15 protein-coding genes are annotated in these 23,902 nt (G+C 67.2%); 7 read left to right on the forward strand and 8 right to left on the reverse strand.

All coding sequences use genetic code 11. The features are described from left to right. Positions 1 to 2: 2 nt before the first annotated feature. From nagE to AC3WS4_RS10660, 5 genes are all read right to left on the reverse strand, one after another. A complete protein-coding gene (gene nagE / locus AC3WS4_RS10640; protein ID WP_492739176.1) occupies positions 3 to 1,685 on the reverse strand; it encodes an N-acetylglucosamine-specific PTS transporter subunit IIBC in 1,683 nt (560 codons plus the stop codon). Then, the gene (gene ptsP / locus AC3WS4_RS10645; protein ID WP_492738926.1) at positions 1,685 to 4,171 is read right to left on the reverse strand and encodes a phosphoenolpyruvate--protein phosphotransferase; all 2,487 of its coding nucleotides are present in this window, start codon (positions 4,169 to 4,171) and stop codon (positions 1,685 to 1,687) included. The genes nagE and ptsP overlap by 1 nt, the downstream gene beginning before the upstream one ends. Positions 4,172 to 4,187: 16 nt before the next feature. Then, on the reverse strand, positions 4,188 to 5,354 hold the full coding sequence (gene nagA, locus AC3WS4_RS10650; protein WP_492738924.1) for an N-acetylglucosamine-6-phosphate deacetylase: 1,167 nt from the start codon (positions 5,352 to 5,354) through the stop codon (positions 4,188 to 4,190). Continuing rightward, on the reverse strand, positions 5,351 to 6,388 hold the full coding sequence (locus AC3WS4_RS10655) for an SIS domain-containing protein (protein ID WP_492738922.1): 1,038 nt from the start codon (positions 6,386 to 6,388) through the stop codon (positions 5,351 to 5,353). The genes nagA and AC3WS4_RS10655 overlap by 4 nt, the downstream gene beginning before the upstream one ends. A 101-nt stretch (positions 6,389 to 6,489) precedes the next feature. Then, complete coding sequence (locus tag AC3WS4_RS10660; protein WP_492738920.1) at positions 6,490 to 7,566, reverse strand: acyltransferase family protein; 1,077 nt, start codon at positions 7,564 to 7,566, stop codon at positions 6,490 to 6,492. Between the two features lie 229 nt (positions 7,567 to 7,795). Between AC3WS4_RS10660 and AC3WS4_RS10665 the strand changes: the two genes are divergently transcribed. The 4 genes from AC3WS4_RS10665 (at position 7,796) to AC3WS4_RS10680 (ending at position 15,474) form a co-directional block, all read left to right on the forward strand. Further along, positions 7,796 to 10,957, forward strand: coding sequence for a TonB-dependent receptor (locus tag AC3WS4_RS10665; RefSeq protein WP_492738918.1), 3,162 nt, complete (start codon positions 7,796 to 7,798; stop codon positions 10,955 to 10,957). A gap of 64 nt (positions 10,958 to 11,021) precedes the next feature. Then, positions 11,022 to 12,530: a tryptophan halogenase family protein gene (locus AC3WS4_RS10670; RefSeq protein WP_492738916.1), complete on the forward strand. Its 1,509-nt coding sequence runs from the start codon at positions 11,022 to 11,024 to the stop codon at positions 12,528 to 12,530. Then, entirely contained in the window at positions 12,527 to 13,984 is a 1,458-nt protein-coding gene (locus AC3WS4_RS10675; protein WP_492742770.1) for a tryptophan 7-halogenase, read from the forward strand. The genes AC3WS4_RS10670 and AC3WS4_RS10675 overlap by 4 nt, the downstream gene beginning before the upstream one ends. Next, a complete protein-coding gene (locus tag AC3WS4_RS10680) occupies positions 13,981 to 15,474 on the forward strand; it encodes a tryptophan halogenase family protein (RefSeq protein ID WP_492738912.1) in 1,494 nt (497 codons plus the stop codon). The genes AC3WS4_RS10675 and AC3WS4_RS10680 overlap by 4 nt, the downstream gene beginning before the upstream one ends. On the opposite strand, the gene AC3WS4_RS10685 is transcribed toward AC3WS4_RS10680, so the two are convergent. Together AC3WS4_RS10685 and AC3WS4_RS10690 are read right to left on the reverse strand one after the other, a co-directional pair. Next, positions 15,460 to 16,200 (reverse strand): GntR family transcriptional regulator, encoded by a 741-nt coding sequence (locus AC3WS4_RS10685; RefSeq protein WP_492738909.1) that lies wholly within the window; start codon positions 16,198 to 16,200, stop codon positions 15,460 to 15,462. The genes AC3WS4_RS10680 and AC3WS4_RS10685 overlap by 15 nt on opposite strands. Before the next feature lie 94 nt (positions 16,201 to 16,294). Beyond that, positions 16,295 to 17,341, reverse strand: a complete 1,047-nt coding sequence (locus AC3WS4_RS10690) for a glycosyl hydrolase family 18 protein (protein WP_492738907.1) — start codon at positions 17,339 to 17,341, stop codon at positions 16,295 to 16,297. 100 nt (positions 17,342 to 17,441) lie between these two features. Between AC3WS4_RS10690 and AC3WS4_RS10695 the strand changes: the two genes are divergently transcribed. After that, on the forward strand, positions 17,442 to 20,006 hold the full coding sequence (locus AC3WS4_RS10695) for a beta-N-acetylhexosaminidase (protein WP_492738905.1): 2,565 nt from the start codon (positions 17,442 to 17,444) through the stop codon (positions 20,004 to 20,006). Between the two features lie 150 nt (positions 20,007 to 20,156). Next, positions 20,157 to 21,179: a cupin-like domain-containing protein gene (locus AC3WS4_RS10700; protein ID WP_492738903.1), complete on the forward strand. Its 1,023-nt coding sequence runs from the start codon at positions 20,157 to 20,159 to the stop codon at positions 21,177 to 21,179. Between the two features lie 132 nt (positions 21,180 to 21,311). On the opposite strand, the gene AC3WS4_RS10705 is transcribed toward AC3WS4_RS10700, so the two are convergent. Next, positions 21,312 to 22,301, reverse strand: coding sequence for an AraC family transcriptional regulator (locus AC3WS4_RS10705; protein ID WP_492738900.1), 990 nt, complete (start codon positions 22,299 to 22,301; stop codon positions 21,312 to 21,314). 101 nt (positions 22,302 to 22,402) lie between these two features. Between AC3WS4_RS10705 and AC3WS4_RS10710 the strand changes: the two genes are divergently transcribed. After that, positions 22,403 to 23,899, forward strand: coding sequence for a 4-hydroxyphenylacetate 3-hydroxylase family protein (locus AC3WS4_RS10710; protein ID WP_492738898.1), 1,497 nt, complete (start codon positions 22,403 to 22,405; stop codon positions 23,897 to 23,899). Positions 23,900 to 23,902: the final 3 nt, after the last annotated feature.

A 23,902-nucleotide genomic window follows, 5' to 3' on the forward strand; every position in this document is an offset into this window, starting at 1 on the left:
CCCTAATCGTGCAGGATATGCAGCACGTCGCCGCCGGGCCGCGCGACGCCGCGCGTGACGCGCGCCAGCCCGGCTTCGTCGACCCGCGCCGGAGCGGTGAGTTCGACCCGTGCCCGCCCGTGCAGCGCCTGCACGCTGCGCACATTCGCCGCGCCGCCCAGCGCATCGAGGATCGCGGCGGGCAGCACCGCGTCCGCGGGCCGGCCGGCCGGTGTCGCGGTGACCATCGCTGCCGCCGTGCCGCCCGCCGCCAGCGCGCCGCGTATCTCTTCCGCGACCAGATCGGCGACGGGGCCGAGCACGACCTGCGCCGCGTTCGCCGACGGGCGGATGATCCCCCGCGCGCCAAGCGCCGACAGCGCCGCCTCGTCGACCGCGTGGCTGTCGGCGACGATCAGCCGCAGCCGGGTGGTGCAGGCGTCGACGCTCGTCAGATTGCCCGCGCCGCCCAGCGCCGCGACGAAGGCCCGCCCGCGTTCGCTGCCCGCCGAGGCGGTCGCCGCCTCGGCGACCTCGCCCGTCTCGCGCCCCGGGGTCGCCAGGTTGAAGCGGCGGATGAAGAAGCGGAACAGTCCGTAATAGACCCCCGCATAAACCGCCCCGATTGGCAGCAACCACAGGGGGTTCTTCGCGAGGCCGAAGTTCAGCACATAGTCGAACAATCCCGCCGAAAAGCCAAAGCCAAGCTTCACGTCGAGCGCGTTCATCAGCGCCATCGACGCCCCGGTCAGCAGCGCGTGGATCGCGTAGAGCAGGGGCGCGACGAACATGAAGGTGAACTCGATCGGTTCGGTCACTCCGGTCAGGAAGCTGGTGAAGGCGAGCGAAAAGAGCATGCCGCCGACCGCCTTGCGCCGTTCGGGCCGGGCCTCGTGATACATGGCGAGGCACGCGGCGGGCAGGCCGAACATCATCACCGGGAAGAATCCCGACATGAAGGCACCAGCCTTGGGATCGCCCGCGAAGAAACGACCGAGGTCGCCCGTCGCACCATTGAAATCGCCGACGACGAACCAGGCGGCGTTGTTGATGATATGGTGCAGCCCGGTGACGATCAGCAGGCGGTTGAGCGCGCCATAGAGGAACAGTCCGACGCTGCCGCTTTCGACCACGGTGCGGCTGGCGCTGTCGATCGCGCCGCTGATATGCGCGTAGCCATAGCCGATCACCGCCGCGAGCAGCAGTCCGGCGACGCTGCTCGCGATCGGCACGAAGCGGCGACCGCCGAAAAAGGCGAGATATTCGGGCAGCGCGATCGTCGCGAAACGGTTGTAGAAATTGCCGGCGATCAACCCCGACAAGATGCCGATCGGGACCTCCAGCTTGTCGATCTGGCTCAACGCCCAGTCCTTCGCCACCAGCGCTGCCGCCGCGTCGGGCAATCCGGCGCCGATATCGGGCGGCGCAACCATAAAGGTCTGCGCCCCGGTGACGGTCACGAGGTAACAGGTGACCCCGGCGAGCGCCGCGGCGCCATTGCCGTCGCGCGCAAAGCCGACCGCGACGCCGATCGCGAACAATATCCCCAGATTGGCGAAAATCGCCGACCCCGCCGCCGAGATGAAGGCGATGTCGAGCAGGTCGTCCTGGCCGATGCGCAGCAGCAGGCCGGCCACCGGCAGCACCGCGATCGGCAGCATCAGTGCGCGGCCGAGCGGCTGGAGCGTTTCGAGAATTTTCCGCATCATCGTGTCTCCTCGAACGCGCGGGCCAGCGCGCGCACGTCCGCCGCCGATTTGCATTGCAGCGCCAGGTCGGCATGCGCGCGCGCCTCGATCAGCGTCAGCCGGCGCACCACCTGCTTGGCCTCGGCGACGAAGCCCGGCACCGCCGAGACTTCGGTGACGCCCAGCCCGATCAGGATCGGCAGCGCCGCGGGATCCGACGCCAGCCCGCCGCACACCCCGACCCAGCGGCCATGCGTGGCGGCGAGGCGGCACGTTTCGCCGATCATCCGCAGCACCGCGGGATGGAGCGCGTCGACCCCGGCGGCGACCGCCGGATTGCCGCGGTCCATCGCCAGCACATATTGGGTCAGGTCATTGGTGCCGATCGACAGGAAATCGGCCTCGGCGGCGAGCAGGTCGGCGGTCATCGCGGCGGCGGGGGTCTCGACCATCACCCCGACCTCGACCGGAACGACGATGCCCATATCGCCGCGCAGCGTGTCGACCAGCGCCCGCACAGCGCGCAGTTCGTCGAGGCTCGCGACCATCGGGATCATGATCCTGCACTGGCCGACGGGCTCGACGCGCAGAATCGCGCGGAGCTGGGTTTCGAGCAGGCCCGGATGCGCCAGCGCGACGCGAATGCCGCGTTGGCCGAGCGCCGGATTTTCCTCGGGCCCGATCGGAATATAGGCGGCGGGCTTGTCGCCGCCGATGTCGAGCAGACGGATGATCACGGGCTTGCCGGCGAGTGCATCGGCGATCGCCTGATAGGCCGCGTGCTGCTCATCCTCCGACGGCGCAGCGTCGCGGCCCAGGAACAGGAACTCGCTGCGCACCAGACCTGACCCCTCGGCCCCCTGTGCGGCGGCCAACAACGCATCGTCGACGGTGCCGATATTGGCGAAGACCTCGATCCGGGTGCCGTCGGCGCTGTGGCACGCCTCGGCGGCGGCGGCGCGCGCGGCTTCGCGGCGCGCGGCGCGTTGGGTCAGGCGCCGCGTGAAAGCCTCGGTATCGGCAGCCGACGGAACACTGTTAACATGGCCCGCTTCGGCGTCGAGCAACAGCAAATGGCCATCCTCGACCACATCGAGCGCGTCGCCCATCGCGACCAGCGACGGCAGCCCCATGCCCGCGCACAATATCGCGACATGCGAGGTCGGCCCGCCGCGCGACAGCGCGATGCCGGCCAGCCCCGTCGCCGACAGCGCGATCAACTGCGACGGCAGCAGGTCGTCGGCGACCAGGATCGTGCCCGGCGCGATCGTCTCGGCTTCGGTCGGGGCGCCGGTCAATGCCGACAGCAATTGGCGTTCGATATCGACCAGATCGTCGATCCGTTCGATCAGATGCGCATTGCCGGTCGCGCGCAGCGCGTCGATCTGGTCGTGGACCGCGCCGCGCCACGCGAAACCCGCGCTCGCGCCGTCGGCGATGCGGCGCTCGGCGGCGCCCAGCAATTCGGGATCGTCGATCAGCGCGAGATGGGCCTGCATCACCGCCGCGACGCTGCCGCCCGCCGCCTCGGCACGCGCGGCGATCCGCCCGCGCACATCGGTCCGCGCGGCGATCAGCGCGGCGCGTTCTTCCACGGCACCGGTTCCTTCGCGTGCGACCGCGATCTCGGCGCGGTGCAGCCGCACAGCCGGACCCATGGCGAGGCCGGGCGAGGCGATCACGCCGCCGATATGCCCCTCGGCCAGTGACGTTGCCGGTGCTGCGACCGGGGCAGGGGCGGGGCGTGCGCCTTCGCCCATGTCGGTCGCGAGCAATGCGACCACCGCCGCCAGCGCCGCCTCGGCATCGTCGCCGCGCGCCTGCACGACGATCTCGCTGCCGAAGCTGGTGCCGAGCGCGAGCAGCGCGACGGTGCTGCGCGCATCGCCGCGCGTCTCGCCGTGCAGCAGGTGGACGTCCGCCTCATAGCCGCGCACCGTCTCGCCGATCCGCGCGGCGGGGCGGGCGTGGATGCCGTGCGGCAGCGACAGCGTCACCGCCTGCTCGATCAGCGTCCCGTCGTCCGACCGCTTGCGCGCATCGGTCTGCACCGGGACCAGCGTCATCAGCGCCTCGCACGCGCCGACCGCCGCATCGACGGTGCGCTTCGTGATCGTGAAGGCCTCGGCATTGGTGACGAGCACCGGGGTGATCAGGCTCGTCGCGGCGAGCGCGACCGCGTCCATGTCGAACCGGATCAGCGGGTCGCCGCGCGACACCATCTGCCCCACCGACACCAGCGGGGTGAATCCTTCGCCCTTCAGCATCACCGTATCGAGCCCGATATGGATCAGCAGTTCGGCGCCCTCGGCGCTGCGCAGCGCGACCGCATGGCCCGAGGAATGGAGCGTCGTCACTTCGCCGTCGCACGGTGCGACGACGGTGTCGCCGAGCGGCTGGATCGCCACCCCGTCACCCATCATGCGCTGTGCGAAAACGGGATCGGGGACGCCGTCGAGGGCCGAGACCCAACCCCTGAGCGGCGAGGTGACGATCAGGCTCATCGGTGGTTCCTCAACTTTACTGGGCGGCCTGGACAAAGGCCGATGCGGTATCGGTGACGGAAGCGCCGCCGATCCATGTCTCGCGCGGCGCGAGCGCCTTGTCGAGCCACACGAAATCGGCGCGGCGCCCCGGCGCGATCGCGCCATGGCTCGCCGACAGCGACAGGAAGGCGGCGGGCGTGGCGCTCGCCATCGTCGCGGCCTCGGGCACCGACAAGCCGGTGACCTCGACCGTCTTGCGCAGCGCCGACGCCATGTCGAGGTGGGTGCCCGCGAGCGTGCCGTCCTCGAAGATGCAGACGCCGTCCTTCACCGCGATGCGCTTTCCCTGCAGGGTGAATTCGCTGTCGTCGGTGCCGACGCTCGGCATCGCGTCGGTGACCAGCATCAGCCGGTCGATGCCCTTCGCCTTCACTGCGAGCCGCACGATCGCGGGATGGAGGTGGACGTCGTCGACGATCAGCCCGCAATAACAGTCCGAATCGAACGCCGCGCCGACGGCGCCGGGGTCGCGGTGGTGCAGCGGCGACATCGCATTGAACAAATGGGTGAAGCCGCTCAGTCCGGCGGCGATCGCGCGCTGCGCCTCGTCATAGGTGGCGTCGCTGTGCCCCGCGCTGACGATTACGTCATGCGCGACCAGCGTGCGGATGTCCTCGTCATCGCACAATTCGGGGGCGAGCGTCAGCATCACCTTGCCGCGGCGCGGCGCGGTCAGCAGCGCCAGCGTCTCGGCATCGAGCTTGCGGATGCGATGCGCCTCGTGGATGCCGCGCTTCACCTCGTTGATGAACGGCCCTTCGATATGGATGCCGATAACGCCGGGAACGCCCGTGTCGATCGCATGGTCGACCGCGGTCAGCGCGGCGGCGATCTGCTCGGCGGTGTCGCTGATCAGCGTCGGCAGGAAGGCGGTGGTGCCGAAACGGACATGCGCCGCCCCGATCGCGGCGATCGATTCGACGTCGACATGGTCGTTGAACAATATGCCGCCGCCGCCGTTGACCTGCGTATCGACGAAGCCGGGCAGCAGCCAGCCGCCCTCCAGGTCGATTACGGCATCGGCGCGCGCGCTGCCGGTCGCCGAGACGGCGGTGATGACGCCGTCGGCGACGGCGATGTCCGCCGCGCCGACGGCGCCACCGGGCTGTGCGACCCAGCCATTCTGAAAGCGAAGGATCATAGGGTCTCGGTAACCTTGTTGAGATGCGGGGGCGAGTCGGGGTTGCGGCCGCGCGCGACCGCGAGCGCGCTCGCCATGCGGTAAAAGCTCTGGATCAGCAGGATCGGTTCGATCGCCGGATGCGCGGGCAGCGCGGGCAGGTCGCCGCCCGCGGGGTCGGCGAGCAGCACCGTCGCGCCGCGGCCGCGAAACTCCGCCGCCGCCTCGCGCACGCTTGTCGCGGCGCGGTCGCTGCCGCCGAACGCCAGCACATGGAACGTATCGCCGACGATCGCCATCGGCCCGTGCCGCACTTCGGCGGCGCTGAAGCTCTCGGCATGGAGCGACGAGGTTTCCTTGAACTTGAGCGCGGCTTCCTGCGCGACGCCATAACCATAGCCGCGGCCGAGCACGAACAGGTTCGTCGCATTGGCAAAAGCCGCGACCGCGGGCGACCAGTCGAGCGCGAAGGCGCGTTCGAGCTGGCCGGGCAGGGCGTCGAGCGCGTCTTCCAGCGCGTCATCCCGCGCCCAGGCGGCGACGAGCGCGGCGATCGCGGCGAGCGACGCGATATAGGATTTGGTCGCTGCGACCGATTTTTCGGGGCTGGCCTTGAGCGCGATCACGACGTCGGCGAGCGCACACAGCGGCGCGTCCTCGGCGTTGAGCAGCGCGACGACATAGGCGCCGGCGCGCTTCTGCTGTTCGACCGAAGCGAGCAGGTCGGGGCTCTGGCCCGACTGCGAGATCGCGAGGCACAGCCTTTTGCCCGCCAGCGTCGGCCCGTCATAGAGCGACGCGACCGACAGCGCCGCCGACGCGGTCGGGGTGCCGGTCATCGTCTCGATCAGATATTTGGCATAGGTCGCGGCATGGTCCGACGATCCGCGCGCGCAGGTCACCACCGCGGCGGGTGGATCGGCCCGCAGCCGTTCGCCGATCGCGGCAAAGGCCCGCGCATTGGCGGCGAGCATCGCCGCAACCGCGGCGGCGGCCTCGCCCGCCTCGCTTTCCATCAGCGTCCGCCCCGTTTTCAGCGCCTCTTGCAGCGTCATGCTTCCTACCGTCTCCGACTCGCGCCGGGGTCCTCGTTCGCCCCGATATTATTGGTACTATATAGGTTATATATATCGCATCAACTTGTATCTTTCGCCGATCAGATTTTTACGAACCACCGCTTGCGTCGCAGCCATTCCATCGCCCCCCAGATGAGCAGCATATAAAGCAGCACCGGGATCAGCGATGCGACCGGGTCGCCCAGCATCGCCCGCGTCGCGCGGAACGGCGCGAGCAACAGGTCCCACGTCACCACCCCCGCGGTCACCTGATGCAGCGTATAGGCGGCGATCGCATTGGCCCCGAACGCCAGCATCGCGGTCGCCGCGATCCCCGGCGTCCGGCCCTCGCGATCGAGGATATGGTGGAGCAGCGCGAGCGCGAGGATCGTGATGCCGCTGGTCACCAGCACGAACGGGCTCGACCAGATGTCCTTGACGATCGGAAAGGCGAAGCTCCACAACCCGCCCGCCGCCAGCATCGCCGCGCCGGTCAGCGCCAGCGGCCGCGTCGCCGGTCCGGCGCGGCGGATCAGCATTTCGCCCACCGCGACCCCGATCAGCCCCTGCGCGATCGCCGGCAGCGTCCCCAATATTCCCTCGGGATCATAGCCTTCGGGGCCTTGCACATAAAGATGCGTCCCCAGGAACAGCCGGTCGACCGACGCGATGAAATTATGCCCGCGCACCCAGATATCGGTCGCCGGCCCGTCGAGCGACGGCAGCAGCGCGAGCGGCCAGTAAAGCGCGAGAACCGCGACGATCATCGCCAGCCGCGCCCGTGGGCCGACGCCCAGGAACAGCAAGGCGCACGCCGCATAGACCAGTCCGATTCGCTGCAACACCCCGAACAACCGCCACTCGCCCGACGCGAAGCTCATGAACCAATAGAGGTTGCTGAGCAGGAAGCCGAGCAGCAGCAATCGCCCCGCGCGCGACAATATGCGCCCCGTCTGCGGTGCGCCGCCCGCGCGCAGCGAAAAGGGAATCGCGATCCCCACCATCGTCAGGAATCCTGGAAACACCAGGTCGGCGAGGGTCAGCCCATCCCAGCTGGCGTGCAGCAGGATCGGCGCGACATCGGCCTCGGCGCCATATTTCATCGCCGCCGCCGAATTGACGAGGATCATCCCCGCCACGGTCAGGCCGCGCAGCACGTCGAGCGAAATCAGGCGCATGGCTGTGCCTCCCCTTGGTCGCCGCGCCCCCGCGGGCGGCTTCTCGACACTGCCACAAATTTGCCATGGACAGCGCGTCAGATTTGTAGTCTATTGGTAATAGTCCAATGACGCAATTGGTCTTATCGAGATTGTTGGGAAGGCAATCTGGACCGGACCACCGGACGATGATGGGGGATATAATATGGTTCATGGGCCTGCAAAAGCTTTGGGGCGCCGCAATGCGCTGATGCGCGGTGTTTGCGCCGCCGCACTGGTGGGCGCGATCACGCTGCCCGCCGCGGCGCAGGACGCACCGGCCAGCGAGGAAAATGCCGACGACATCGTCGTCACCGGCATCCGCGCCAACCTCGAATCGGCACAGAACCGCAAGCGCAACGCCGACACGGTGGTCGATTCGATCACCGCCGAGGATATCGGCTCCTTCCCCGACAAATCGGTTGCCGAAGCCTTGCAGCGCGTCCCCGGCATCACCGTCATCCGGTTCGCCGGCACCGACGACACCTCGCACTTCTCCGCCGAACCCTCGGGCGTGATCGTGCGCGGCCTCAACCAGGTCCGGTCCGAATTCAACGGCCGCGACACCTTCAGCGCCAACTCGTCGCGCGGCCTGTCCTGGCAGGACATCTCGCCCGAACTGCTCGGCGGCATCGATACCTACAAGAACCAGACCGCCGACATGATCGAGGGCGGTATCGCGGGCACCGTCAACCTGCGCACGCGCGTGCCCTTCGACCAGGACGGCCGCCTGATCTCGATCTCGATCAAGAACACCTATGGCGACATCGCCCGCAAATCGACGCCCGAATTCTCGGGCATCATTTCGGACCGCTGGCAGACCGGCATCGGCGAGATCGGTTTGATGATCAACGGCGCCTATTCGCACGCGAAGACCGCGAGCCAGGGCATCCAGTTCGAACGCATGGGCATTTTCGACGGCGTGTTCGGCCCGGGCAAGCAATATATCCCCAGCGGCATCTTCATGCGCGAAAATGAATATGACCGTAAACGCTATGGCGCCGCGGCGGCGTTCCAGTGGCGCTCGAACGACGAGACGATGGAACTCACCGGGCAGTATAACCGCTCGCAATATAACAACAGCTGGCGCGAATATGCGGTCTTCTCGTCGACCTTCTACGGCGACCTCTATGGCCAGCCGAGCGACTATGAGTTCGGCGACGCGTCGCTGATCAGCCCGCTTCAGGGCACCGCGCCCTTCGCCTTCGACGCCGACGGCAATTTCCAGAGCGGCTGGTGGTCGTACCAGCGTCCCTATGTGGGCGAGGGCGACGAGAATCGCGGGCTCGGCCTGAACGAGGATGGCGAGGCCTTCTTCAACCGCTGCTATTCGTGGGAAGGCTGCACCAACGACCGCCGCGCGCCGCAGGTGGACACCGCCGCCAACGCGCTGAAGAACAAGCAGATTACCCAGGATTTCGGCCTGAACTTCCGCTGGGACGTCTCCGATCGGGTGCGGCTGACGCTCGACGGGCAATATGTCGATGCCAGCGTCAGCAATTATAACGCATCGGTCACCTCGCGCAGCTACGCCAACACCTATGTCGATCTGACGGGCAAATATCCGACCCTCACCTTCACCCCGACCACCGCCGACAATATCAACCTGTCGGCCGGCGGCCTGACCAATCCGAACAATTATTTCTTCTATTCGGTCACCGACCACACCGAGGACAGCGACGGCAAGGAAATCGCGCTGAAGGCGGACCTGGAATATGAGGTCGATTCGGGCTGGCTCAGCGCGATCAAGGTCGGCGCCCGCTATGCCGACCGCGATCAGACGGTGCGGTGGGGCGCTTATAACTGGGCGAATATCTCGAACACCTGGACCTACACCCAGGCGCCCTATTTCAACACCGACAGCCCCGCCTATCCCGCGGGTTCGACGGCGATCCACAGCTTCGGCAAGGACTTCTTCGCCGGCAACCAGCTGAACCAGCATTCGTTCGTCTTCTTCAACATGGACCGGCTGGTGAACCGCGAGGAACTCGCGGCGACGCTCGGCCGGCCGACGATCGGCGTCGGCGAATATTTCCCGGTCTGCTCGAACCAGGGCTATCGCGCCGGCGAAACGATTACCGGCGACTATGGCTGCTATCTGCCCAGCGAAGTGCTGAAGGTGGGCGAGCGCACGATGTCGGCCTATGCGATGGCCAAGTTCGGCGGCGACAGCCTGAGCATCGGCAATGTCGGCATTTCGGGCAACCTCGGCGTGCGCCTCATCTGGACGCGCAACGACACGGCGGGTGCGACGACCTTCGCCAACCCATTCACCCCGACCCAATTGTCCTGCGAGCGTGCCGTTGTCGACGGCCGTCCCACCGCGACCTCGGGCTGCGTCGTGACCGCGAGCGAGATCGCGTTCAACAATGGCGCGACCGTGGTTGATGCCACAAAGGCCAATCATTTCCACGCCTTGCCCAGCTTCAACGTCAAGTTCGACCTGACCGACAAGCTGGTGTCGCGCTTCGCCTATTCGCGCGCGATGTCGCGCCCCGATTTCGGGCTGTTGCGCAACTTCCTGACGATCAACCGCCTGTCACCGAACCTCAACGATTTCTCCGACCCCAATGTGACGCGCAACGCAGCGAATGAGGCGATCGCCTATGACTGGCAATATACCGGCAAGTCGGGGAACCCGAATCTCAAGCCGATGACCGCAGACCAGTTCGACCTGACGCTGGAATATTATTTCGGCCGGTCGAGCTCGTTCACCGCCACGGGTTTCTACAAGAAATTCTACAATTATATCCAGGCGGGCCAGTTCAGCCTGCAAATCACCAACGGCGGCGTGACCGAGACGGTCCGCCTCGATCGCCCGGTCAACGGCGATGGTGCGAAGATCTACGGCGCCGAATTCGCCTTCCAGACCTTCTTCGACTTCCTGCCCGCACCGCTCGACGGCTTCGGGGTCCAGGCGAACTACACCTATGTGAAGAACAACGGCATCGAAACGGTCAACCTGACCAACGAGACCGCCGGCGGCACCGCGGGCGGGGGCATCACCTATGAGGACAGCACGGTCAAACCGAACGCGCTCGAGGGGATTTCGAAGCACAGCTACAATCTCGTCGGCATGTATGAAAAGGGTCCGATTTCGGCGCGCGTCGCCTATAACTGGCGCTCCAAATATCTGGTGACCGCGATCGACTGCTGCGTCGGCTTGCCGATCTGGCAGCAGGCGACGGGCTATCTCGATGCCTCCGTGCGCCTCCGTGCCACAAAGAACATCGAATTCATCCTCGAAGGGACGAACCTGCTCGGCACCGATACCGTGCTGTTCCAGCAGGTCGACTCGACCGGGCTGCTCAAGCCGAACGCCTGGTTCAGGAACGACCGGCGCTACCAGGTCGGTGCGCGCCTGACCTTCTAAAAGCGGGGGCCGGCGCCGGACCGAAAGGGCTGGCGCCGGTATCCGGCGCGGTTAGTGTGAGGCGATGGACGAGGGGCTTTTCAATCTGGTGATCGTCGGCGGCGGGACCGCCGGCTGGATGTGCGCCGCAGCCTGCGCCGCCAAGCTCGATCGCTCGCGTTTCCGCGTCCGCCTGATCGAATCCGAGGAAATCGGCACGGTCGGCGTCGGCGAGGCCACCCTGCCGCAAATGAAGGATTTCAACGACTTCCTCGGGCTCGACGAGGTCGAGTTCATGCAGGCGACGCAGGCGAGCTTCAAACTCGGCATCGAATTCGTCAACTGGGGGCGGCAGGGCGACCGCTATGTCCATCCCTTCGGTACCTTTGGCCGCCCGATCGGCGAGGCCGATTTTTTCAGCTATTGGGTGCGCGGCCGCAACGCCGGCGTTGCGGCGCCGCTCTCGGACTATTGTTTCCCGATCGTCGCCGCGCTGCAGAACCGCTTCATGCTGCCGAACGGCGATCCGGACGATGTCCGCAACGCTTTCGCCTATGCCTATCACCTCGATGCCTTCCTCTATGCGCGCTATTTGCGCGGCTGGGCCGAAGCGCGCGGGATCGAGCGTGTCGAGGGCCGGATCGTCGATGTCGCGCGCGATGCTAACAGTGGCAACATCGCGTCGGTGACGCTCGCCTCGGGGACCAGCGTCGCGGGCGACATGTTCGTCGACTGCTCGGGCTTCCGCTCGTTGTTGCTCGGCGGAACGCTTGGCGTCGACCTCGACGACTGGTCGAAATGGCTGCCGTGCGACAGCGCCGCGGCGGTGCCGTCGGTGCGCTCGCCCGACTTCACGCCTTACACGCGCTCGACCCGGCGCAAGGCGGGCTGGCAATGGCGCATCCCGCTCCAGCACCGCACCGGCAACGGCTATGTCTATGCCAGAAAAGACATTTCCGACGACGAAGCGGCGGCGACCCTGCTCGCCAATCTCGACGGAGAGGCGCTTGCCGAACCGCGGGTGTTGCGGTTCAAGGCCGGCAAGCGCGACCAGGCATGGGCGCATAATGTCGTCGGCATGGGGCTCGCGGGCGGCTTTCTCGAACCGCTCGAATCGACGAGCATCTATCTCGTGCAGATGGCGATCATGCACATGTTGACATTGTTACCATCGCGCGATGGCATCGACCCGGCGCTGCCCGCCGAGTTCAATCGCGTGATGGATGTCGAATATGACCGCATCCGCGATTTCCTGATCCTCCACTATATCGCCAACGACGCCGACGCGCCCTTGTGGGAACAGGTGACGACGATGAATGTCCCCGACACGCTCGCCGGCAAGATCGACCGCTTCCGCCAGCGCGCTTTTGTTCAGGCGTATCGCGACGGGCTGTTCGGCCCGCCGAGCTGGCAGGCGGTGTTCGTGGGGCAGGGGATCGTGCCCCACGCCGCCGACCGGCTCGCCGACACGCTCCCCGACGATCTTCTCGCCGATCGGCTCGGCAATCTGGCCGCGACGATCGCGCTTGGCGCGAAGTCGGCGCCGTCCCACGCCGACTTCGTTGCCTCCTACTGCCCGGCGCCCGCGCCTTGAGCGGCGCGGTGCAGCGGGTTGCCGTCTATGGCGGCGGCGTCGCGGCGGCGATGGCGGCGCTCGCGATCGCCCGCGCTTTTGCGCGGCTCGGGACCGAAGTGACTTGGGTCGACACCGGGGAGGCGCCGCCCCCGCACGCCGCGCTGGTGGCGCCGCCCGACCTGGCAACCTTCCACCGCCTGCTCGGCATCGACGAAGCGGCGCTGGCCAGACAGGCCGCCGCGACCTTCAACATGGGACAGCAATATGCCGGCTGGTCGGGCGGCGAGACTGCCTTCCTCCATGCCTATGGCGATGCCGGGACACCCTATGCCTCGCTGCCCTTCGTCCAGCACTGGGCCCGCGCGCGCGCCGCCGGCTTGCGTGTCGGGCTCGAGGATTTCTGCCTCGCCGCCGCCGCCGCCAAGGAGGGGCGCACCGGCGAGCGCGGCGAGGCGACCGGGCAGGCGGTCAAGCGCGGCTGGCATCTCGACGCCGGCGGTTACGCCCGGCTGCTGCGCGATGCCTGCGAAAAGGCGGGGGTGCGGATCGTGCCGGGACGCGATGCCGTGTCCGAACGCGACGGGACGGAACTCGCCGCGCTGACACTCGCCGACGGGCAGCGCATCGCGGCCGACCTTTTCGTCGATGCCGATGGCGTCCTGATCGCCGCACTCGATCCCGGCGGGGCCGAGCAAAAGCCCCCCCTTTTCGACCGCGTCCTGCGCGCATCGGGTGCGCCCTTCGATCCGCTGCCGCTGTATAGTCGCACCGCCGCGCATCCGGCGGGCTGGACGACGCTGATCCCGCTCGCCGACCGCACCGCGGTCGAGTTCTTCTACGATGGCGCGCGTCTGTCCGACGCCGATGCCCGCGCGGCGCTGGCAGCGATGATCGGTCGCCCTGTCGAGGGCACGTCCGAACCGGTCGGGGCGCTGACGCGCGCGCGGCTGTGGGTCGGCAATGTCGTCGCCATCGGCCGCGCCGCGGGCGACGCGCCGCCGCTCGACGGCGCCGACCTGCTCCTTCTCCAACTCGCGATCGCACAGCTCGTCCTGCTCTGGCCGCTCGATCGCGCCGCGATGCCCGAGGCCGATATCTATAACGAGGAAATCGGCGGCGGCCGGGCGCGGGTGCACGACTTCACCGCGCAGCATTTCCGGCTCAACGCGCGCAGCGAACCCTTTTGGGCCGCCGCCCGCGCGGCACCTGTCTCGTCGGAACTCGCGTCGAAGATCGACCTCTTCGCCGCGCGCGGCATGTTCGCGCATTACAACCACGAGGCGCATGTCGAGGATGGCTGGGCGCTCGTCATGGCAGGCCACGGCGTCGTCCCGCGCGCCTTCGACCCGCAGGCGCTGCAGGTCGACGACCCTGCGCTGATGACCGAATTCCAGCGCCAGCTGCGCGCCGTCGCCACCGACGTGCGCGCGATGGACACCCACGCCGACGCGCTGCGGCGGCTCTGGGCATGAGCGCGCGCACCCGCCCCGTTCGCCGCATCGTCATCGTCGGCGGCGGCAGCGCCGGCTGGATGACCGCCGCAGCCCTCGGCCGCGCGCTCGCGGGGCAGGAGCAGACTATCACCCTCGTCGAATCCGAAGCGATCGGCACCGTCGGGGTCGGCGAGGCGACGGTGCCGCCGATCCACGAATTCAACCGCTATCTGCGCATCGACCCGGCCGACTTCCTCCGCGCGACGCACGGCACGATCAAGCTCGGCATCGCGTTCGATGGCTGGGGCGGCGCCGACAACGCCTATTTCCACCCCTTCGGCTATCTGGGCGTCGAGATGGCGGGCATTCATTTCCACCACTATTGGCTGCGCCACCTCGCCGCGGGTGGCGATCCCGATCATGGCCCGTACAACCTCGAAACCATGGCGGCGCGCGCCGGCCGTTTCGCCCCCGCGACGCGCCACGGCCCGGTCCATCACGCGGTGCATTTCGACGCCGCCGCCTACGCCCGTTTCCTGCGCACCTATGCCGAGGACAAGGGCGTCGCCCGCGTCGAGGGCAAGGTCGCCGACGTCATCCTCGACCCCGAGGACGGCTATATCGAAGCGCTCACCCTCGACGACGGCCGCCGCATCGAAGGCGACCTGTTCGTCGACTGTTCGGGCTTCCGCGGCCTGCTGATCGAGGGCGCGCTCCAGACCGGTTACGCCGACTGGAACCACTGGCTCCCCTGCGACAGCGCGGTCGCCATGCCCGCCGAGCGCAGCGGCGACCCGCCGCCTTTCACCCGCTCGACCGCACGCGCCGCTGGTTGGCAATGGCGCATCCCGCTCCAGCATCGCGACGGCAACGGCTATGTCTATTCGAGCGCGCACCTCGGCCATGACGCCGCCGAGGCCGCGCTCCGCGCCAACCTCCCCGGCGCCCCGCTCGCCGACGCCAATCGGCTGCGCTTCACCGCCGGCCACCGTAAGGCGATCTGGAACCGCAACTGCGTCGCGATCGGCCTCGCCGGCGGCTTTCTCGAACCGCTCGAATCGACCTCGATCCACCTGATCCAGACGACGATCATCCGGCTGCTCGCGCTGCTGCCGCGCGACGGTTTCGACCCGCATGTCGTCGCGCGCTTCAACCGCGACGCGCTCCACGAATATGCGACGATCCGCGACTTCGTGATCGCCCATTATGCGACCGCGAACCGCGCCGACACGCCCTTCTGGCGCGACGTCGCCGCCGCCGGTCTGCCCGACAGCCTCGCCGAACGGATCGAGGCGTATCGCGCCACCGGCAACATATTGTTCGAACCCGGCGACCTGTTCGGCCCGACCAACTGGTATGCGGTGCTCACGGGGCAGGGGGTCAAACCGCGAAGCTGGCACCCGATCGCCGACGGCCTCTCGTCCGAAGACCTGTCCGCCCGCCTCGCTACCCTGCGCGGCCGCGTCGCCGAGCAGCTATCCGAACTGCCCCCGCACAGCGAGTTTCTGCGCCGCCTATCCGCCGTTTAGCTCGGCGACGACGTCATAGGCGTCGCCGCGATAATAGCTTTGGGTATATTCGGCGGTGCGCCCGTCGGACAGGAAACCGCGCCGTTCGATGAACAGCCCCGGCGTCCCCGGCTCGATCCCCAGCACCTCGGCCTGCTCGGCGGTAAAGGCGATCGCGCGCAGCCGCTGCAACGCGCGCACCGGCAGATGCCCGGCGGCCTCAAGCGCCTCATAGAGCGAATTGCCCACCGCCTCGACCGACGGCAGGCAATAGGCAGGGATCGTCGCCTGTTCGAGCGCCATCGACGTGTCGTCGGCATAGCGGATGCGGTGGAAACGATAGACGAGCGACCCCGGCGACAGCCCGAGCGACAGCGCCTCCTCGGGGGTCACCGTGCCCGCGGTCTTGCTCACCCATTTGCTGTACGGCCGCCGCCCGCGCGAAATCATGTCCTCGGAAAAGCTGGTCAGCTTCGAAAAGCTCTTCTCGACCCGCGGCCGCGTGACGAACGTCCCCGCGCCGCGCCGCCGCGTGACGATGCCGTCGGCGACCAGCCCGTCGATCGCCTTGCGCACCGTGATGCGCGACACGTCGAACTCCTCGGCCAGGTCGCGCTCGGTCGGGATCGCCTCCTCGGCCTTGACGATCTGCCCCTCGATCGCGTCGCGCAATATCTTCTGCAATTGCAGGTAGAGCGGGGTTGGGTCCGCCTTCTGGAGCGGACCCAGACGATCGATCAGCGACACGCACGATACCTTTTCGAACAGGCGCGCGGGCAATAGGACCAGTGCGCCCGCCCCATGTGTTGCATTGGTATCGTCGCGTCAACCTCGTTGCGACCTATTCGCGTGACAATCCGCGCCCGATCGCCCGGGTCAGCGCATGATCGGGGCTGTCCTGCGACAATTCCCACACCATCACGCCGCCCCCCTTTTCCGCCGCAAGTCGCGCCTTCGCCGCGATCGTCGCCGGACCATTGTGGGTGATGTAGCGGCAACCCGCACAGCGATCGCCGATGACATCGGCTTTGGTAGCGTCCAGCCCCTTGCTTGCGGCAAGGTCGCGATAGGACCAATTGGCCGTCTCGCCGCCGAACCCGTAGCCGTAAAAAGGCACGCCGAGCACCAGCCGCTCGCGCGCCACCCCGCGCGCCAGCCACAGGTCGAGGTCGCGTTTCGCCATCTCATAGGGTGAATGCTCGCCGCCCGACTGGCCCCAACTCGGCCCGATCGCGTCATAGGACATGATATTGACCAGATCGAAATAGCCGATCGACGAAATCGGGATCATCCCGCCCTCATAGGATGCGGTGGCGCAGGTCAGCAGCTTGCCGCGCGCCTTCAGCGCCGCCGACAGCTTGGCGATGAACGGCGTATAATTGCCGGCCTTGTCGATCTCGGTCAGCAGCGCCCCTTCGATGTCGATGTCGATCCCGTCGAGGTTCAGCGTTTCGGCGAGCTCGACGAGCGCCGCCACCGTCGCCGCGCTCCGCTTGGGCGCCAGCAACGCCCGCCAGTCGCCCGAACAGCCGGGGATCACGCCCCCGGCGGTCGACAACAGCACCTTTCCGCCCGCCGCGTGCAACCGCGCCACCGCCGCACGCAAGGCATCGACGCGCATGGCCGCGCCATTCTCGTCGCCCATGCAGGTCATGCGCCCGTCGCGGACGAAAGCGCCTCCGGCATCGGGATTGGCGAAGGAGAGGTTGTAGTGGGTGAAGGACGACAGGTCGGTCCGTTCGATCGACAGGTCGAGGCCCTTGAACGCCGCGAGATAGCCGACCACAACCGGACGATCGGTCGCGGAGGCGGTCGATGCCGACGACAATACTAATGTAAAACCAATCAGGATCGCCGCGATGCGCCAAAAAGCCGACAATCCTGCCATGTCACGCCTATCCCTTTTGAAAGCGCCCCATTTGAAGCGCATTGACCATTGGGAAACTACATGACAAATTAGATACAACTTGTCGAGCGGGAGAGCGGATATGCGGATGATGGCCAGGGCGATGACGACCGCGGCGATGGTGGCGGCGCTGCCGATGGCGCCCGCGGCGTTCGCGAACGAAGCCCCCGCGCAGGCGGCGTTCGACCGCTTCGCCGATACGCTCGGCTACCGGCTGACGATGGTCGACAACCGTCCGGCCTGCCCGACGGGAATCGACGCCTGTTTCCTCTCGACGATCACGCTGACGCTGCCCGACACGGTCCCCGCCGACCTTCACAGCCTCTCGCTCTACTTCAGCTTCGTCAACCGCCTCCCCGTCGTCGAAAGCGACATCTTCGACCATCGCCTGATCAACGGCGACCTCCAGCAATTGACCCTCAAGCCCGGGGTCACGCTGAAACCCGGGTCGACGCATAAGATCAAATTATGGGGCGTCGGCGCCAATTTCTCAAAGGCGTTCGGCATGCCCAACGCCTATCTGGTCGCCGACGGGGTGCGGGCGCGCACGATCGCCGCGACGCGGCCCGTCATCGACCCCGAAACCGGCCTCGAAATCCTGCCTTTCGTCGCGCCGATGACCGATGAGGCGCGGCTCGCGACCAAGAGCGACGCCGACAAGACGCGCTGGCTGCTCCCCGAACGCGCCTTCGCGCTGCAGGCCGACCGTCAGGCCCCCGCCGCGACCGGCGTCGTTATCCTGCCCAAACCGGCCAGGGCGGTGCAGGGCAAGGGCAAGCCCGTCGACCTCGGCGGCGGTATCGCGCTGACGCTCGACGGCACCGATCGCAGCGCTCTCGCGCCCGCCCTGTCCGCGCTGGCGGCGGCGGGGGTGGGTGAGGGCGGCAAGCTGCCGCTCACCATCCGCATCGGCGCCCCCTCGCTCGCGCCCGAAGCCTATGTCCTCGACGTCGCTGCATCCGGCGTCACGATCAGCGCGCATGACGCGGCGGGGGCAAGTCATGCGCTGCGCTCGCTCGCGCAACAGGCGGCGTTCGAACAGGGCAAGCTCAAGCCGCTCCATGTCGAGGACGCGCCCGAATATGGCTTTCGCGGGCTGCACATCGACCTCGGGCGCAATTTCCATGGTCGTGACGAGATTTTGAAGCTGGTCGAGGCGATGGCGGGGTTCAAGCTCAACAAGCTTCACCTTCACCTTGCAGAGGATGAGGGCTGGCGGATCGAAATCCCGGCGCTGCCCGAACTCGCCGAAATCGGCTCGAAACGCTGCCACGACCCCGAGGAAAAGACCTGCATCCTGCCGCAGCTCGGCGCCGGTCCCGACGGGACGAGCGGGGTCAACGGCTATCTCAGCGTCGCCGACTATGTCGCGATCGTGCAGGCGGCGGCGGCGCGCCAGATCGAGGTGATCCCGTCGATCGATATGCCGGGACACAGCCGCGCCGCGATCAAGGCGATGGAACTCCGCCACGCGCGGCTGGCGGCTGCGGGCAAGACCGCCGAGGCCGACGCCTATCGCCTGATCGACCCGGCCGACACCACCGCATATCGCAGCATCCAGAATTACGACGACAACACGCTCAACGTCTGCCTGCCCGCGACCTATCGCTTCGTCGACACCGTCGTCGATGCGCTGGCGGAGATGCACCGTCGGGCGGGAACGCCGCTCAAGACCTTCCACCTCGGCGCCGACGAAACCGCGGGCGCCTGGGTGAAATCGCCCGCCTGCGCCGCGATGATCGCCGAAAATGGCGGCGATCCCGGCAAGCTGACCCCGCGCTTCATCGAACGCGTCAGCGCCAGCCTTGCCGCCAAGGGGCTGCGCGCCGGCGGTTGGAGCGACGGCATGGGGCATACCGATGCCGCCAACATGCCCAAGGATTCACAGACCAACATCTGGGGCGTTCTCCACACCGGCGCGATCCGCGAGGCGCACGACCAGCTCAATCGCGGCTGGAACGTCATACTGTCGATCCCCGACCTCGGCTATTTCGACATGCCCTATGCGCCGCATCCCGACGAGGGCGGTTACGACTGGGCCTCGCGCGGCGTCGACGAATATCAGGTCTTCGGCTTCATGCCGGACAATCTGCCCGCCAATGCCGCGACGATCCGCAACATCTATGCCGAGGGCAAGCCGATCGACGATGCCCCGACGCTCCAGCCCGGCCGCCGCGTCGCGGGGGTGCAGGCGCAATTGTGGAGCGAGACGATCCGAACCGACGGACAGGTCGACTATATGCTCTTCCCGCGCCTGCTCGCGCTCGCCGAACGCGGCTGGGCTCCCGCGCCCTGGACGCCGGCCTATCAGGCGGGGGCGGCCTATGAATGGGGCGACAGCCGTGTCGATCGGGCAAAGCTGAAAACGGGCTGGCAGGATTTTGCCGGCCGCGCTGCGGCGCAATTCCCGCTGCTCGACCGCATCGGCGTCGCCTATCGCGTAGCCCCGCCGGGCGCACGCATCGCCGCGGGCAAGCTCGAAGCGAACAGCGCCTATCCCGGCACGACCATCGAATATCGCGTCGAAGGCGGCGTCTGGACGCGCTATGCGGGACCGGTCGCGGTCGGCGGCGCGGTCGACCTGCGTAGCCGTTCCGCCGACGGCAAGCGTGCCAGCCGCACGGTTCGTGTCGAACCCGGGCGGTAAGCGCCGGGGGGCCCGAGCTGCTTGCATCTCGCCTATCTATGCGCCGCCCCCTAATCCCGTTCATGTCGAGCGAAGTCGAGACACGCTTGGGACCCGCAAGGCTTCGGGGTGTCTCGACTTCGCTCGACACGAACGGCTAGATTGATGTCCGTGAGCACCGAAACGGAAAAGACGATCGACGAAGTTGACGGCGCTAACTTGGCGGCGATTGATGCTGCCATCGCCGCCGCCGCGCGCCCTTTCGTCATGCGCGGTCTCGCGTCCCACTGGCCCGCCGTCGCAGCCGCAGGGCAGGGCGACCAGGCCATCGCCGCCTATCTGGCGGCGCGCGACAATGGCAAACCGCTGACAGTGCTGGTCGGCCCGCCAGAAACCGGCGGGCGCTATTTCTACACCGACGACATGCGCGGGGTGAATTTCCGCAGCGAGAAGATGCCGATGGCGACGCTCGTCGAACGGCTCCTCGCGATCCGCGGCGATCCCGCGGGACCCACGCTTTACGCCGGATCGACCCCGACCCCCGACAGCCTGTCCAGCTTCGCCGCCGAAAATCCGCTCGGTATCGATGTGCAGGGCGTCGATCCGCGCATCTGGGTCGGAAACGCCAGCCGCATCGCGCCGCACTACGACATGGCGTCGAACATCGCGGTCGTCGTCGCGGGCCGCCGCCGCTTCTCGCTCTTCCCGCCCGAGCAGATTTCGAACCTCTATGTCGGCCCGGTCGAGCGCACCATCGCCGGCCAGCCGACGAGTATGGTCGACCCCGACCATCCCGACCTCGACCGTTATCCGCTTTATGCCGAGGCCGAACGGCACAAGCTGGTCGCCGATCTCGAACCCGGCGACGCGCTCTTCATGCCGCCGATGTGGTGGCACCATGTCCGCTCGACCGGCGCGCTCAATGTGCTGGTCAACTACTGGTTCGGCCAGCGCACCGACCGCTTCCCCTTCGCGGCGCTGATGCTCGCGATGCATTCGATCCGCGAACTGCCCGACGCCGAACGTGAAGCGTGGCGCACCTGGTTCGACCATTATGTCTTCGGCGAGGGGGCAGGGGAGGCGGTCGCGCATCTTCCGCTCCACGCGCAAGGCGTCCTCGGCCCGCCGTCGCCGCAACGCGACCGGATGATTATCGACTATGTCATCGGCATGTGCCGGGGCGGGGGGAGCTGAGCCGAGGGAAAAGTCGTCGCCCCCGCGAAGGCGGGGGCCGCTATCGTTTTGCGCAGCGCTCGTTGAGCAAGGCGGCCAGTGGCCCCCGCCTTCGCGGGGGCGACGGGTTAAGCAACGCCGCTGTCCACCCCATCACCCACCAGCCCGCCACGCCGAAGGCGACCGTCCCGTCCACTGCCGGAACGCGCGCGTAAAGCTCCGCGCTTCGGCATAACCCAGCATCTCGGCGATCGCCTCGACCGTCGCATTGCCGCTCGTCAGCAACCGCATCGCCTTGTCGCGCCGCACATTCTCGCGGATCGTCGCCAGCGTCATGCCCTCCGCGCGGAGCAGGCGGCGCAGCTTGTGCGGTGACAGCCCGGTCGCCACCGCCAGTTCCTCCAGCGTCAGATCGGGGCTGCGCGTCAGATACTGCCGCACCCGCCGCGCGACGCTCGCATCGCTCGCGGGGATCGTCATGATGTCGAGCGGCGCCGCCGCGATCATCGCCTCCAGTTCGTCCCGCGTGCGCTGGATCGGTGCGTGCAGCGCGTGTCCGTCCATCAGTATTCGCCGCGCCGCGCCGTCGAAGCGATGACGGCACGGGAAGAGATATTTGAACTCCTCGAAATAGGCGTCGGGGCGTCGATAATCGAACTCGGCCGACAGCAGTGAAATCGTCTCGCCCGCCAGCCAGCAGGCGAGCCGGTGCCAGATGATCATCCAGAATTCGCCGAAATAATGGTCGGGATCGAGATCGGGCCGGTCGAAGCGCACCTCGACCTCAAGCCCCGCCGCCGTCGCCCGCACGCCCGTGGCGATGCCCGCATCGAGTAGGTTGTAGAACCGCGCTGCTCGCGCCAGCCCGTCGGCGACGTCGGCCCCCTCCAGCGCCAGCTCGCACGCGAAGGCGAAGCTCCCCGGCCGCACCCGCCGCGCGGTATGGCCCATAAACTCATCGTCCAGCGCCGCCCAGATGTTGCGCACCAGCAGCGCCATCGCCTCCGCCGACCCGCGCCACCCCGGCGTCGCGAAATCCGCGGGGTCCAATCCGGTCCCCGCGACCAGATCGCGCACGTGCTTGCCCGCGCGCTCGGCGCCCTTCGTGCAAACCTGAAAATAATAGCCGTCGATCGTCGCCATGATGGCTGCGCATTATGGTGAGTTTTCCTCGCCTGTCATGCCCTGTTTTGACACCGCGTCTCCGCGATATGCGTGAAGATAGACAAAATGGGAGACTGCGCATGACCATCCATCCCCGCGAAGAAAGTGCCGCCGATCGCTGGGCGCGCTTCGCCCCGATCGTCACCGGCGACGACTATGTCGCCTCGCTTCGGAACCGCGGCGTCGAGGTCTGGCTGTTCGGCGAGCGCGTCGCGGAACCCGTCGACCACCCGATCATCCGCCCCTCGATCAACGCGCTCAAAATGACCTATGACCTCGCGGTCGCCGACCCCGAGCTCGCGACCGCGCACAGCGACCTGATCGACGCACCGGTCAACCGCTTCCTCCACATCGTCGGCTCGCCGCAAGACCTCGTCATGAAGAACCGCATGCAGCGCAAGATGGGCCAGCTCACCGGCACTTGCTTCCAGCGCTGCGCCGGACTCGACACGATCAGCGTCCTCCACTCGATCACCTACGACATCGATGCGAAGCACGGCACGTCCTACCACCAGCGCTACCTCGACTTCATGCGCCACGCCCAGCGCGCGAACATCATCATCGGCGCGGGCATGACCGACCCCAAGGGCGACCGCTCGAAACGTCCTCACGAACAGGCCGACCCCGACATGTTTCTGCACGTCGTCAAACGCACCGAGGCGGGCGTCTATGTCACCGGCGCCAAGGCGCATATGACCGGCGGGCTGAACTCGCACTGGATTTGCGTGATGCCGACGATGAACATGGGCGAGGCCGACCGCGACTTCGCGATCGTCGGTCTGGTGCCGGGCGATGCGACCGGCCTCACCTACATCTATGGCCGCCAGTCGTGCGACACCCGCGCGATGGAGGCGGGCGACATCGACCAGGGCAATGCGCGTTTCGGCGGGCAGGAAACGCTCGTCGTCTTCGACAATGTCTTCATCCCGCACGAACATGTGCTGATGGACGGCGAATATGAGTTCGCACAGGACATGGTCGCGCGCTTCACCTCATACCATCGCGCCTCCTATGTCTGCAAAACCGGGCTCGGCGACGTGATGGTCGGCGCCGCGGCGCAGGTCGCCGATTACAACGGCGCCGAGGCGGCGAGCCATATCAAGGACAAGCTCGTCGAGATGACACACCTCAACGAGACGATCTATTCCTCCGCCATCGCATCGAGCCATGAGGCGAAACAGCTGCCGTCGGGTATCTTCATGAACGACGCGATGCTCGCCAATGTGTGCAAGCATAATGTGACGCGCTTCCCTTACGAGATTTCGCGCCTCGCGCAGGATCTCGCCGGCGGCATCATGGTGACGATGCCGTCGGACGCCGACTTCAAGAATGAGACGATCGGCCCGATCCTCGAGAAATATATGAAGGGCAAACACAATGTTCCGGTCGAATATCGCCAGCGCATCCTGCGGTTGATCGAGAATATGACCTTGGGGCGCAACGCTGTCGGTTACCTCACCGAATCGATGCACGGCGCCGGCTCGCCGCAGGCGCAGCGCATCCAGATCCTGCGCGGCATGGATGTCGAAACCAAGAAAGGTTTCGCGCGCGACCTTGCGGGAATCGTCGAGGAGTAGCAG

This window comes from Sphingopyxis sp. EU05-FHT14B03, assembly GCF_058790875.1.